This window comes from Clostridium sp. FS41, assembly GCF_000954015.1.
Classification (GTDB): Bacteria; Bacillota; Clostridia; order Lachnospirales; family Lachnospiraceae; genus Enterocloster; species Enterocloster citroniae.
Window position 1 is genome coordinate 75,110 of the sequence record NZ_JYHN01000090.1, and the last position, 13,055, is coordinate 88,164.

Here is a 13,055-nt window from a genome sequence, read left to right on the forward strand (position 1 = left end):
AAACTGAGATCACATCCTTTTAAAGGATAGGCCTGCCCTGTCAACGGACGACAGGGTAGGCATTATTTATATACTATTTATATCTGCTTGCCGGGAGCAGGGATAAGCCAAACTCCTTGGACAGGTACGGGAGGGGAACATGACGGAAGATTACAGGGAGAGCATACCCAGAAAGGTCAGGAAAACAGACCTGAAAGCCCAGGTGGAGGAGGAACTTCTCCGCTTTATCAAACACATGGATCTATCTGTGAACAGCAAGCTTCCCAGGGAGGAGGAGCTGGCACGGATGCTGGGAGTCAGCAGGATCACACTGCGCAGCGTCCTGGACGACCTGGCGGGAAAGGGCATGATATTCCGCAGACATGGAAGGGGGACGTTTGTCAACAGCAGCTTTTTTGAGATGAAAGCCAGCTTTAACCCTGTGATGCATTTTGCGGATATGATAAGGAACAGCGGATATGAACCCAGGGTGGAGATGATCCGGCACCAGATTGTCAGGGCGGACCGGGATGTGGCCGGCCGCCTGGGCATGGAGGAGGGGGCGCAGGCCCTTGTGTGTGACAAGATCTTCTACGCGGATCAACAAATCTGTGCCGTGACCCGTGACTATATCCCCCTTTCATACCTGAGAGGGGTGGATATGGGAGAACTGGACCGTTATGTGAATTCCGTGTTCTACTTTATGTACAAGGCCAGCGGCAAAAAGCTGGAGTGGGACAAGGTGGAGCTGAACGCGGTCTACAGTAGGGACGTGGAATTGCTGGACAGCCTGTTAAAAACAGCAGGGATCCCGCCAAAGGCATTCCTGCTGCTAAAGGGCGTTAACTTTGACGAGGACGGGACCCCGGCAGTTTACACATGGGAATACGTGGACACAAACATCTTAAAATACAGCCAGATACGCAAGCGGATCCTTCATTATGACAGGATGGATGAGGATGAAGGATCCAGGATATCAAATATTAAAACGGATTAGCGATCGCTAATCCGTTTTACATTGTTTATGGCTGCCATTTGGAATACCCATATATCATAACAAAAATACTCACGATCAAAAGTCCGTTCCCCAGGTTGATAAACAGGGGATTTTCTGCCAGGCATCCCATAAAAGAACCGATCCCCATGATCACAGTTCCTATTAATGCGCTGAATTTATATCTGTCCATATGTATGTTCCCCCTTTTACGCTTCCTCGGCAATGCTGCCGGCTGCCCGCTGCTTATTTACGGCCATCAGTGCGGTATAGATCGCTGCGCCCAGAATGATTCCGTTTAAGGACGGAAGGCCAAATGGGATCATGTACACCAGGGCGATGGAAATGGCCCAGGTGATCCAGGGGACGGGATTCCATTTGCAGAATCTGGCTTTGTCATACGCCGCATAGCTGCCTTTGTGGACCAGGAAATAGTCTGACAGGATGATTCCGGATAATGGCGGGACCACTGTACCCAGTATGTTGAGGAAGGTGAATAAAAAGCCGATCTCATAGGGTTTTGTAAGGGTTGCCAGGGCTGACAGGGCCAGCAGGATGGCCAGCATTTTCTTGCGCTCCATCTTAAATGCATTGGAGAGATTTAAGGATGTGGAGTACAGGTTGGCTGCATTGGTGGTAAAAATGTTGGTGGTCATAAGGATCAGGCTGGGAATCACCAGGCCAAATCCCAGAAGGATCACGGTGAGGTCGCTGTTCTCCATGGCAATGGCTGCAATGGCGCCGCATACGATCATCAGGATATTGCCTCCCAACAGACCTGTGAGGGTGGCGGATATGGCTGTCTTGGTGTCCTTGGCATAGCGCATGATGTCGGCGATACAGGTTGCGGTGGACAGAACCCAGGTGCCGATCACGGCCGTGATGCCTGTGAACAGGGGCATGTTGGCGGCCGGAAGATAGGAGAACAGGGCATCCACCCCTCCGATGACGCCCAGGGAGCGGATGGCTGTGGCAATGGACAGGAATACAATGGCGGGTATGGCGATGTATCCCAGGATGGTGATGGCGCTGATGCCGAACATGGCAAAGATGCCCATGATAATGGCGCTGGCAGCCATACATAATCCCTCGCCCACCTGACCCATATGAAATACCTGGGCCACAAAATGTCCGTAAGTGGCTGCCTGGATGGTGTACCAGCCAAGGTTGACCACGGGTACAAAGATGGAGGCGGCCTTGGAACCGCTGGAGCCAAAGCTGTACCTGGTCAGCAGCGCGAAGGTAAGGCCTGTCTTACAGGCAATGATGCTGATCAGTACGGCAATGATGCTCAGAAAAATGTTGCCGCCCAGTGTTGCCAGTATGATGTGCTTAAAATCCATTCCTGCCGCAAGCCCGCCTCCGGCCATCATGCTGGTAATGACAAATACAAATCCCGTCCACACAATGGTAAGGCTGAAATAGGTCTTGCGTTGGTTCAAGGGTACGGCGCACCGGGAGTATTCCGTGTCCGCTGACTGGTTCTGATTCTGCTGTTCCATCTCATATCCTCCTCGTCATCTTCTTGATTGATCAACTGTTCCAGTAGCCTTTATGCACTTCTGCTATCTCCTCAACAAGTTCGGGAAAGGGTCCAACCACTTCGATCTTCTTTTGGCCCCTTGCAAATACTTCGCGGCATGGAAGGTCAAAGGTGGGGTTCTGGGGGTCTGATCCGGTCTGGGCCAGCAGGTCCTTCTCGGTCATGCCGTATACCACCCGTCCGATCCCGGCCCAGTAGATGGCTCCCGCGCACATGGCGCATGGTTCCGCTGTGGTGTAAAGGGTGCAGTCCTTCAGATAATCTTTGGAGTACAGCTGGGATGCCCGCTCCGCCACCTGAGTCTCCGCATGGCCGGTGCATTTATTCTCTGTTATCTCAACATTAGGCTGTTCCAGTAAGATGTTGCCGTCCTTATCTGCCAGAAGAGCTCCAAAGGGAGTATTGCCTTCTGCACGTGACTGCCTGGAAATCTCCGCACAGCGTCTTAAGTTCTTAATATCAATTGTCTGATCCATTTTAACCTCCTGATTGGTATAAGGTAATACCTCATATCTTTTATAAATTTAATTTATCATAATCCGAAAGGGTTGTAAATCATTAATATGCATAAGGAAAAAGAAATTTATTGTGCATATTTACCCTCAGTGGACGAGGATACCAATCACAGATACAAAAATGGTTTTACACAGATTTTACAGAATCTATACTATACTTTGATTTCATCCAATGTAAAACTTATGTATACTCCAAAATGTAGTGAACATGAAAAAACAAATACACAGAACAGAAACAGAATAATTGGAGGCAATGTATTATGAGAATGGACAGTAAGAAAATAATGGCACTGATGGGCACGGCAATGCTTGCAATGGGAGTACTGGCAGGATGCTCAGGTTCCGCAGGCGAGACAACCGCAGCAGCTGCAGCAACCACGGCAGCTGAGGCAGCACCAACCACCACCGCAGGGCAGACGGAGGGAACCTCGGAAGAGGCAGCCACATCAGCTCAGGCAGCAGCTGACTTAAGCGGCTCCATCAGCATGGTAGGCTCCACTTCCATGGAGAAGTTTGCAAATGCGCTCAGCGAGTCATTTATGGAGAAATACCCAAAGGTTACGGTTACAGCTGAGTTCGTGGGCTCCGGTGCAGGCGTTGAGGCTGTTAACAATGGAAGCGCTGATATCGGAAACTCTTCCAGAAACTTAAAGGACGAGGAAAAGGCCAACGGCGTGGCTGAGAACATTGTGGCCATTGACGGGATCGCAGTGGTAGTCGATCCTTCCAATACCGTGGAGGACCTGACCAAGCAGCAGCTGTCAGACCTCTATGAGGGCAAGGTGACCAACTGGAAGGATGTGGGAGGAAGCGATGCTCCTGTGGTAGTGGTTGGACGTGAGTCCGGTTCCGGTACAAGAAGCGCCTTTGAGGAGCTGCTGGGACTTGAGGACCTTTGTAAATACAGCAATGAGCTGGACAGCACAGGCGCAGTGATGGCAAAGGTTGCATCCACGCCAGGTTCCATCGGATACGTATCCCTGGACGTGCTGGACGACACTGTTAAGGCCCTGAAGCTGGAAGGGGCTGAGCCCACAGAGGAAAATATCAAGGCCGGAAGCTATTTCTTAAGCCGTCCCTTTGTTATGGCTACCAAGGGTGATATCAGCCAGCAGAACGATCTGGTAAAGGCGCTGTTTGACTATATTTACTCCGAAGATGGCACTGAGATCGTTAAGTCCGTGGGACTGATCGCAGTTGACAAATAATCAGGATCAGAAAGGAGACTTCCCTGCATGAGAGCGGAAACAATTTCCATACGTTCCCACCACAGCAGCAAGTCCACTGTTGAAAAAGCTGCACAGGCCATCTTTACCGGCTGCGGCTTTTTCGCTGTACTGGCTGTTGCATCCATCACATTGTACATGATCATAAGCGGTACGCCCGCACTGTTTAAGGTGGGTATACTGGAAATCATCTTCGGCACCGCATGGCAGCCGGCGGCAGCTTCCCCCAGCTTCGGGATTCTCTTTGTCATACTTACATCCATTGTGGGAACATTTTTAGCAATACTCATCGGCGTACCCATTGGCGTTATGACCGCCATTTTCCTGGCGGAGGTGGCCCCTAAAAAACTGGCGGACACGGTCCGTCCGGCAGTGGAGTTGCTGGCAGGCATCCCCTCGGTCATCTACGGCCTGTTGGGAATATTGATACTGAATCCCCTGATGTATAAAATAGAGCTTATCATATTCAAAGGCTCCGAAACCCACCAGTTCACGGGAGGCGCCAATCTGATCTCCGCGGTCCTGGTGCTGGCCCTGATGATCCTCCCCACGGTCATCAATATCAGCGAATCCTCCCTAAGAGCGGTTCCCTCCCACTTAAAAAGCGCGTCCCTGGCTTTGGGGGCCACCAGGATACAGACTATTTTCCAGGTGATCGTGCCCGCGGCCAAGTCCGGTATCATCACAGCGGTGGTGCTGGGAACAGGCAGGGCCATTGGCGAGGCCATGGCCATCAGTCTTGTGTCCGGAAGCGCGGTGAACCTTCCTCTTCCCTTTAACTCCGTGCGGTTTCTTACCACAGCCATCGTGTCGGAGATGGGGTATGCGGCCGGACTGCACAGGCAGGTATTGTTTACCATCGGACTTGTGCTCTTTGCCTTTATCATGTGCATAAACATAAGCCTTACCAGGATTCTGAAGAAAGGGGAGAAGAAAAATGACAGGTGATATAGCGGTTCAGATCAATAAAAACTCTGTGGTCAGGGACAGCATTTATGGGAAACGGGTAAGGCCCACGGATGTCCTGCTCACAGGAATCATATACGGATGCGCGGGTCTTTCCATCCTGATCCTGGCCGGCATCATGGGATACGTGTTTGTGCGTGGGATCCCTCATGTGACCTGGGCTTTTTTAAGCACTGCTTCCAGCGCCACAAAGGGAACCTTCGGCATCCTGGGAAATATCATCAACACTCTTTATATTGTGGGCATCACCCTGCTGATCGCCACCCCCATCGGGATCGGCTCAGCCGTGTACCTCAATGAATACGCCAGGCCGGGCAAGGCGGTCCGGGCCATTGAATTTACAACGGAAGTTTTATCAGGTATCCCCTCCATTATCTTTGGATTGTTCGGCATGGTATTTTTCGGCAATACCCTGGGACTGGGATATTCCATCCTCACAGGCGCTCTCACCCTGACCCTGATGATCCTGCCGCTGATCACCAGGACTACCCAGGAGGCATTAAAGACAGTTCCGGACAGCTACCGCCACGGAGCTTTGGGGATCGGGGCAACCAAGTGGTATATGATAAGAACCATCCTTCTTCCAAGCGCCATGCCCGGGATCCTTACAGGAGTTATCCTGGCTATCGGCCGCATTGTGGGAGAGTCCGCCGCCCTGCTGTTTACTGCCGGAAGCGGATATTACCTTCCAAAGAACCTGCTTCACAAAGTACTGGAATCCGGCGGAACCCTGACCATCCAGTTGTACCTGTTTATGCAGAAGGCAAAATATAATGAGGCATTTGCCGTGGCAGTGGTACTTTTGGTCATTGTACTGGGGATCAATGGACTGGCAAAATATCTGTCCCATAGATTTAACGTGGAGAAATAAGGAGATAGAACGTGGAAACAAAAACAAAGATTGCAACCCGGAACCTGAACTTGTATTATGGGGAGAATCATGCCCTTAAGAATATTAACCTTGATTTATATGAGAATAAGATCACGGCGTTTATCGGTCCCTCGGGATGCGGAAAGTCCACCTATTTAAAGACCCTGAACCGCATGAACGACCTGGTGCCCGGCGTGAAGATCGATGGGACCGTGCTTTTGGACAATGAGGACATCTATGACCCCCAGGTGGACACCACCCTTCTCAGAAAAAAGATCGGCATGGTGTTCCAGCAGCCCAATCCATTTCCCATGAGCATATATGACAATGTGGCATATGGACCCAGGATCCATGGGATCAAGAACAAATCCCAGCTGGATGAGATCGTGGAGAGCAGCCTCAGGGGAGCCGCCCTGTGGGATGAGGTGGCGGACCGTTTGAAAAAGTCAGCCCTGGGCCTGTCCGGAGGACAGCAGCAGCGTCTGTGTATTGCAAGGGCGCTGGCCGTGGAACCGGAAGTGCTGCTCATGGATGAGCCCACCTCAGCCCTGGATCCCATTTCCACTTTAAAGATCGAGGACCTGATGGATGATTTAAAGAGCAAGTACACGGTGGCTATTGTAACCCATAACATGCAGCAGGCCACCCGTATTGCGGATTATACAGCCTTTTTCCTGGTAGGTGAAGTGGTGGAGTACGCCGCCACGGATGAACTGTTTACCATGCCTAAGGATAAGAGGACAGAAGATTATATTACAGGCCGTTTCGGCTGATAGACGGGTAGTTGGCAGAAAGGAAATAGAATGAGTGTAAGAGTAACTTATGATCACGAATTAGGAGTATTAAAACAGGATTTAAAGGAAATGGCCAGGATGGTGGAAAGCGCCATTGAACAGACCTTTGCAGCCTTTGAGGACCAGGATTACGCCATGGCCGAGGATGTGATCAAGGGGGACCGCACGGTCAATGACATGGAGCGGGCCATTGAGTCCCGGTGCCTGTCCCTGATCCTGCGCCAGCAGCCTGTGGCCAGTGACCTGCGTCAGGTGTCCACCGCCCTAAAGGTGGTGACGGACCTGGAGCGTATCGGGGACCATGCATCGGATATTGCGGAGCTGATCCTGCGCATAAAAAGCGAACACGCATATCACATTGTGAAGCACCTGCCCGTGATGGCGTCCGCTGCGCAGAACATGGTACACGATGCCATCGAGGCGTTTATCAGCCAGGACCTGGAGGAGGCGCTGAAGATCATTGACAGGGATGATGAGGTAGATATGCTGTTTAATAAAGTAAAAACAGATGTCATTGATCTTCTCAAATCCTCCCCCGACCAGGCGGACCAGGGGATCGATCTTTTGATGGTGGCAAAATATCTGGAGCGCATTGGGGACCACGCGGTGAATGTCTGCGAGTGGACCCAATTTTCCAAGACCGGAACCCTCAAGAATGTGAGGATCATGTAGTTAGTGTTATTTTACAGTCAATACTCTCACCTTCATGCCGTCCTCCAGGTTCCTGCTGCTTTGCAGCACCACCTCGCTGCCCGCTTCCAATCCCTGGGTTATTTCCATGTATGCGTTTTTCTTTCTGCCCTGGGTAACGGGTGTTTTGACCACAGATGTATTTACAATGGCGTACACGTAGCTTCCGCTGTCATCAGAGAGAATGCACTTGGATGGGATGTAAACAGAGGAGGCTGACTGGCTGCCGGCCGCCCTTACATCGGCCATAAGGCCGGTATAGCGCAGATCCTCCTGGCGGTCCAGCAGTATTTTTACAGTGTACATGCCGGTTTTGGGATCGCATACCGCTGATATCTCCCCAATGGTGCCGCTGCAGGCGGTGCCGGCCGACTGCAGCCCGATGTCCATGGCCATTCCTGTTTTCAGTTGGTCTATATCCGTGTCAGCCACCTGGATCTCCACCTTTTGCCCGCTGTCATCGATCACAGTGGCGCCTGTTATCTGAGGGGACACTGTCTGGCCGATCTCCACATTGATCTTAGTGATCATGCCGGTGATGGGGGAGGGGACACTGCAGTCATCATAGCGTTTCTGGGCAATGTCCAGGGCCGCTTTTGCGCTGTCCATCTGTGCCTTTGCCGCGTCATAGTTACCGTCCTGGCCGTTTTGCGCCGCCTTTAGCTTGGAGGCGGCCGTGTCCATCCTGGATCTGGCATTTTCATAATCCACCTGTGAGACTACGTTGGAGGCGTATAGTTCCTGGACACGGTTAAAGTTATTAAGGGCATCCGTGTATTCGATCCGTGCGGGCGCCACTCCGGTGTTTTCATCGCTGGCTTTCTGGGCGCTGGTAAAGGCAGCCTTCGCCGCGTCATATCCCGCCTTTGCCTGGGCAAGGGAAAGTCCGGCATCCGTATCATCTGTCTGAAAAATAATATCTCCTGCATTTACATGCTGTCCCTCTGCGGCAGGTACGGCCACCACCTTTCCGCTTCCGCCGGGCATCACGTCAATGGTGCTCATGGCCTCCACTGTTCCCTGCCACACCATGGAGGACAGGTCCCTTCCCGACCGCGCCACGGCCGTGGTCACCTCCGGCTGGCCGCTGTCCCCCGCGCATCCTGTGAGCAGCCCCGCTGCCAGCATGAGGATGGCCCAAACTGTCATATTTCCTTTCATTGTCTTACCTCCCATGTGTCCTTATTTTAAATGTACCCTGACGGTAGCGTTCATGCCGAATACCAGCGGAAGGTTCTCCTTGTTCTCAATGGTTACCTTGATGGGGATGAGCTGTGTCACCTTGGTGTAGGTCCCGCTGGTGGAAAAGCTGGTGGTATTGGTGAAATAAGTCTGGGTAGTTGGATCGATCTCAGTCACCTGGCCTTTAAATGTCCGTTTGGGATATGCGTCTATCTTTACATCAGCCATCTGGCCCAGGCGGATCTTCATAATATCCGTTTCCTCCACATTGACGCCGATATAGAGATTGGAGGTGTCCGCCACCACTGCCACAGGCGTGCTGGCGTTCGCCATCTGGTTCACGGCACCGTCATTTTTAACCACCGTGCCGCTGATGGGGGATGTGATATAGGGCAGGGTCTCCTGGCGCCCGAGAACCTGGTCCTGCTCAACCAGGTCCCCGTTTTCCACATCCCAGGAGATCAGCTTTCCATTGGTCACCGGCATGACGGAATACAGTTTGGCAGTCACCTTGGCATTATCCGTGCTGAAGTAATTGGTGTTTACGCTGTAAATATAATAGCCTGCACTGCATCCAATGACCACTATGGCAAAAAGCAGGGGATAAAGGAACTTTTTAAGCTTCCCTTTTTGACTTACCGGCTCCTCGTCTTCTATGTTGTGCTGCGTGTTTTCTTTCATTTTCTTCACCTTCTATATTATATTCTTGGAATCCGTCCCGCCGGACATCTAGTTCAGCGCAAACTGGCTCTGGTACAGATCTGCGTAAAAGCCTTTCTTTTCCAACAGTTGCATGTGATTTCCCTGTTCAATGATATCGCCGTCCTTCATGACCAGGATCAGGTCCGCGTCACGGATGGTGGACAGGCGGTGGGCAATAACAAAGCTGGTTCTGTTCTGCATCAGGCTGTTCATGGCATTCTGGATCAGCACCTCAGTCCTGGTGTCAATGGAACTGGTAGCTTCATCCAGGATCAGGATCCTGGGGTTGGCCAGTATGGTCCTGGCAATGGTCAGCAGCTGCTTCTGGCCCTGGGACAGGTTGCTGGCTTCCTCATTGATCACCATTTGATATCCTCCGGGCATGGACCGGATAAACGCATCGCAGTGCGCGGTCTTAGCTGCGGTGATCACTTCCTCATCCGTCCTGTCAAAGTTCCCGTACCGTATGTTTTCCATAATGCTGGCGCTGTAAAGCCAGGTCTCCTGCAGGACCATGCCGAACATGGAGCGCAGGTCGTTTCTTGTAAAGTCCAGGATATCGTGTCCGTCTATGAGGATACTGCCTGAGTTAAGCTCATAAAACCGCATCAGCAGTTTGACCACCGTTGTTTTGCCCGCTCCGGTGGGGCCTACAATGGCAATGGTCTGGCCGGATCTGACAGAGGACGAGAAATCATGGATGATCAGCTTGTCGGGCCGGTAGCCAAAGTGTACGTGCCTGAACTCCACATCCCCTCTCACCTGCTGGGGGCGGATGGGGCTTGCGGTTTCAGGCACCTCCTCCTGTTCATCCAGGAATTCAAATACACGTTCCGCTGCCGCTGCCGTGGACTGGAGGGTATTGGAAATATTGGCGATCTGGGTGATGGGCTGGGTGAAGGTGCGCATGTACTGTATAAAGGCCTGGATGTCGCCGATATCGATCACCTTCTTGACCGTGAGATATCCCCCCAACAGGCAGACAAACACGTATCCAAGGTTGCTGACAAAGGACATGATGGGCATCATCATTCCGGAGAGGAACTGGGATTTCCATGCGGAGCTGTAAAGCTCATCATTGATCCGGGTAAATGTTTCAATGGCTTCCTCCTCCCCGTTAAAAACCTGGACCACATTGTGGCCGCCGTATATCTCCTCAATATGTCCGTTGAGCTGTCCCAGGCTTTTCTGCTGCCCCTTAAAATATTTCTGGGACTTCTTGACCACCCCCATGATAAGGCCCATGGAAAGGGGAAGTACCATGATGGCCACCAGGGTCATACGGATGCTGATGGAGATCATCATTGCCAGCACTCCCGCCAGGGTGGCCACCGAGGTGATGATCTGGGTCAGGCTTTGGTTTAAGGTCTGGCTCACCGTGTCCACGTCATTGGTGATGCGGGACAGTACCTCCCCGTGGGTCCTGGTATCATAGTAGCTTAAGGGAAGGCGGTTGATCTTTTCCGAAATATTTTTCCGGAACTGATAGGTCACCTTCATGCTCACGCCTGACATAATATAGCTTTGCAGGTAGGAGAACAGGGCTGAGATCAGGTATAGCACCACTAGGAGCAAAAGACAGTTCCTTATGTACCGGAAGTCTGTGAAAAGGCCGGTGCCCATCATCCAGGCGATCATGCCCTCAAACAGTTTGGTGGTGGCCTTGCCCAGGATTTTTGGCCCAACAATGGAGAAGATGGAGGAACATGCGGCAAACAGGATCACAATGCCGATGGAGGTCTTATACACCATCAGGTATTGGAGCAGATGGACCATGGTGCCCTTAAAATCCTTAGCCTTTTCCCCGGCGGCCTGGATGCCCCGGCCTCCCATGCGGGAAGGGGGAGATTGTTTTTTCTCTGTCATTGCAATTCCTCCTCGCTGAGCTGGGACAGGGCGATCTCACGGTACACGGTACAGCCTTTCATCAGCTCCCTGTGGGTTCCCTTTCCAACCACCCTTCCGTGGTCCAGGACAATGATCTGGTCCGCGTTCATAATGGTGCTGATCCTCTGGGCGACCAGGAACTGGGTGGAATTGCCTGTTTCTTCCTTCAGGGCGGTCCGAAGCCTGGCGTCTGTCTTAAAATCCAGGGCTGAGAAGCTGTCGTCAAACACATTGATGGGAGCATTTTTAACCAGCGCCCTGGCGATGGCCAGTCTCTGCTTCTGGCCTCCGGACACATTGCCGCCGCCCTGGGCGATGAGTGTGTCAAACAGGTCAGGCTTGGATTCAATGAATTCCATGGCCTGGGCAATGCCTGCGGCCTTTAGGATCTGTTCCTCCCCGGCATCCCTGTCCCCGTAAGCCAGGTTGCTGCGGATGGTGCCGGAAAAAAGAATGCCTTTTTGGGGCACAAAACCCAGGTTCCGGCGCAGGTCGTGCAGGGGCCAGTCTTTTATGTTTATGCCGTCAATGAGTATTTCACCCCGGGTCACATCATAAAACCTGGGGAGCAGGTTTACCAGGGTGCTTTTTCCGCTTCCCGTGGCGCCGATAAAGGCTGTGATCTGCCCCGGGCGAGCGGTAAAATTAATATCAGTGAGCACATCCTCGTTCCCGCTGGGATAGCGAAAGGACACGTGGCAATACTCCACCACGCCCTTACAGGGCTGGGATAGAGTGATGGGATGTTTTTTGCCGGTGATGGAGGATCTTGTGGTTAAAACCTCCGCCACTCGGTTAATGGACACAATGGCCCTGGGGATCATGATAAACATCATGGACATCATGAGAAAAGCCATGATAATCTGCATCACGTACTGCATATAGGCCATCATGTCCCCCACTTCCATGTGGAAGCCGGACACCTGGTTGGATCCCACCCACACCACCAGTACCGTGGTCAGATTCATGATCAGCATCATGGCAGGCATCATGCCGGACATGGAGCGGTTCACAAACAGGTTGGTCTGGGTCAGCCGCCGGTTGACCTTGTCAAAGCGGTTTTCCTCGAATTTCTGGGTATCAAAGGCCCGGATCACCAGCATGCCCTCCAGGTTTTCGCGCACCACCAGATTTAACCGGTCGATGAGCTTTTGGACCAGCTGGAATCTGGGCATCACAAGGCTGAACATGGAAAATACAACTGTAAAGAGCAGGAGAACGGCCAGGGCAATGATCCAGGACATGGATTTATCCTTGGCCAGTGCGTGGAGTATGCCTCCCACAGCCATGATAGGCGCATAGAAAACCATGCGGATCATCATGACGATCAGCATCTGGATCTGGGTGATGTCATTGGTAGTCCTTGTGATCAGGGACGAAGTGGAGAAATGATCCATCTCCGCATTGGAAAAACTTTCCACTGCTGTAAATACATCACGGCGCAGGCCGCGGCTGACCCCTGCGGCCACCCGGGCGCCCAGAAATCCCACGGTAACGGTGCAGGCCGCGCTGATAAGGGCGATCCCCAGCATTTTGAACCCTGTTTCCACAATATAGGATGTGTTGCCGGCTGTTATACCGTCATTTACAATATCGGACATAAAGTCCGGAAGGGCCAGGTCACATGAAGCCTGACCGAAAAGCAGCACAATGGCCAGCAATATGTACAGTACATATGGTTTAAAATATCGAAACAGTACGGTCAA

13 protein-coding genes are annotated in these 13,055 nt (G+C 52.1%); 6 read left to right on the forward strand and 7 right to left on the reverse strand.

From position 1 onward, the window contains the following. The first annotated feature begins 139 nt into the window (after positions 1 to 139). Positions 140 to 976: a GntR family transcriptional regulator gene (locus CLFS41_RS27040; protein WP_007862260.1), complete on the forward strand. Its 837-nt coding sequence runs from the start codon at positions 140 to 142 to the stop codon at positions 974 to 976. A gap of 25 nt (positions 977 to 1,001) precedes the next feature. Here the strand turns inward: CLFS41_RS27040 and CLFS41_RS30520 are convergent, their stop codons facing one another. The 3 genes from CLFS41_RS30520 to CLFS41_RS27050 are packed head-to-tail and all read right to left on the reverse strand — an operon-like array spanning position 1,002 to position 2,992. Then, positions 1,002 to 1,166: a hypothetical protein gene (locus tag CLFS41_RS30520; protein WP_007862255.1), complete on the reverse strand. Its 165-nt coding sequence runs from the start codon at positions 1,164 to 1,166 to the stop codon at positions 1,002 to 1,004. 16 nt (positions 1,167 to 1,182) lie between these two features. After that, on the reverse strand, positions 1,183 to 2,475 hold the full coding sequence (locus CLFS41_RS27045; protein WP_007862254.1) for a cytosine permease: 1,293 nt from the start codon (positions 2,473 to 2,475) through the stop codon (positions 1,183 to 1,185). 31 nt (positions 2,476 to 2,506) lie between these two features. After that, on the reverse strand, positions 2,507 to 2,992 hold the full coding sequence (locus CLFS41_RS27050; RefSeq protein WP_007862253.1) for a nucleoside deaminase: 486 nt from the start codon (positions 2,990 to 2,992) through the stop codon (positions 2,507 to 2,509). 299 nt (positions 2,993 to 3,291) lie between these two features. On the opposite strand from CLFS41_RS27050, the gene CLFS41_RS27055 reads away from it, so the two are divergent. Genes CLFS41_RS27055 through phoU form a run of 5 tightly spaced genes read left to right on the forward strand, consistent with a single transcriptional unit; the run spans position 3,292 to position 7,560 of the window. Next, a complete protein-coding gene (locus CLFS41_RS27055) occupies positions 3,292 to 4,239 on the forward strand; it encodes a phosphate ABC transporter substrate-binding protein (protein ID WP_045094131.1) in 948 nt (315 codons plus the stop codon). 27 nt (positions 4,240 to 4,266) lie between these two features. Beyond that, positions 4,267 to 5,205, forward strand: coding sequence for a phosphate ABC transporter permease subunit PstC (pstC, locus tag CLFS41_RS27060; protein WP_007862250.1), 939 nt, complete (start codon positions 4,267 to 4,269; stop codon positions 5,203 to 5,205). After that, entirely contained in the window at positions 5,195 to 6,094 is a 900-nt protein-coding gene (gene pstA / locus CLFS41_RS27065) for a phosphate ABC transporter permease PstA (RefSeq protein ID WP_007862248.1), read from the forward strand. Before pstC ends, pstA begins: the two co-directional genes overlap by 11 nt. Positions 6,095 to 6,105: 11 nt before the next feature. Then, positions 6,106 to 6,867 (forward strand): phosphate ABC transporter ATP-binding protein PstB, encoded by a 762-nt coding sequence (gene pstB, locus CLFS41_RS27070; protein WP_007862246.1) that lies wholly within the window; start codon positions 6,106 to 6,108, stop codon positions 6,865 to 6,867. Between the two features lie 30 nt (positions 6,868 to 6,897). Then, positions 6,898 to 7,560, forward strand: coding sequence for a phosphate signaling complex protein PhoU (phoU, locus tag CLFS41_RS27075; protein ID WP_007862245.1), 663 nt, complete (start codon positions 6,898 to 6,900; stop codon positions 7,558 to 7,560). 6 nt (positions 7,561 to 7,566) lie between these two features. Here phoU and CLFS41_RS27080 read toward each other — a convergent pair whose 3' ends face one another. The 4 genes from CLFS41_RS27080 to CLFS41_RS27095 are packed head-to-tail and all read right to left on the reverse strand — an operon-like array spanning position 7,567 to position 13,055. Next, a complete protein-coding gene (locus tag CLFS41_RS27080; RefSeq protein WP_045094132.1) occupies positions 7,567 to 8,739 on the reverse strand; it encodes an efflux RND transporter periplasmic adaptor subunit in 1,173 nt (390 codons plus the stop codon). Positions 8,740 to 8,760: 21 nt separating this feature from the next. Then, entirely contained in the window at positions 8,761 to 9,441 is a 681-nt protein-coding gene (locus tag CLFS41_RS27085; RefSeq protein ID WP_045094133.1) for an efflux RND transporter periplasmic adaptor subunit, read from the reverse strand. 48 nt (positions 9,442 to 9,489) lie between these two features. After that, positions 9,490 to 11,328: an ABC transporter ATP-binding protein gene (locus CLFS41_RS27090; protein WP_045094134.1), complete on the reverse strand. Its 1,839-nt coding sequence runs from the start codon at positions 11,326 to 11,328 to the stop codon at positions 9,490 to 9,492. Next, positions 11,325 to 13,055 (reverse strand): ABC transporter ATP-binding protein, encoded by a 1,731-nt coding sequence (locus tag CLFS41_RS27095; protein WP_045094135.1) that lies wholly within the window; start codon positions 13,053 to 13,055, stop codon positions 11,325 to 11,327. Before CLFS41_RS27095 ends, CLFS41_RS27090 begins: the two co-directional genes overlap by 4 nt.

Excerpts from the sequence above, each read along its gene's own strand:
- CLFS41_RS27040 (WP_007862260.1), top strand. The coding sequence starts at position 140 with ATGACGGAAGATTACAGGGAGAGCATACCCAGAAAGGTCAGGAAAACA.
- CLFS41_RS30520 (WP_007862255.1), bottom strand. The coding sequence starts at position 1,166 with ATGGACAGATATAAATTCAGCGCATTAATAGGAACTGTGATCATGGGG.
- CLFS41_RS27045 (WP_007862254.1), bottom strand. The coding sequence starts at position 2,475 with ATGGAACAGCAGAATCAGAACCAGTCAGCGGACACGGAATACTCCCGG.
- CLFS41_RS27050 (WP_007862253.1), bottom strand. The coding sequence starts at position 2,992 with ATGGATCAGACAATTGATATTAAGAACTTAAGACGCTGTGCGGAGATT.
- CLFS41_RS27055 (WP_045094131.1), top strand. The coding sequence starts at position 3,292 with ATGAGAATGGACAGTAAGAAAATAATGGCACTGATGGGCACGGCAATG.
- pstC (WP_007862250.1), top strand. The coding sequence starts at position 4,267 with ATGAGAGCGGAAACAATTTCCATACGTTCCCACCACAGCAGCAAGTCC.
- pstA (WP_007862248.1), top strand. The coding sequence starts at position 5,195 with ATGACAGGTGATATAGCGGTTCAGATCAATAAAAACTCTGTGGTCAGG.
- phoU (WP_007862245.1), top strand. The coding sequence starts at position 6,898 with ATGAGTGTAAGAGTAACTTATGATCACGAATTAGGAGTATTAAAACAG.
- CLFS41_RS27080 (WP_045094132.1), bottom strand. The coding sequence starts at position 8,739 with ATGAAAGGAAATATGACAGTTTGGGCCATCCTCATGCTGGCAGCGGGG.
- CLFS41_RS27085 (WP_045094133.1), bottom strand. The coding sequence starts at position 9,441 with ATGAAAGAAAACACGCAGCACAACATAGAAGACGAGGAGCCGGTAAGT.
- CLFS41_RS27090 (WP_045094134.1), bottom strand. The coding sequence starts at position 11,328 with ATGACAGAGAAAAAACAATCTCCCCCTTCCCGCATGGGAGGCCGGGGC.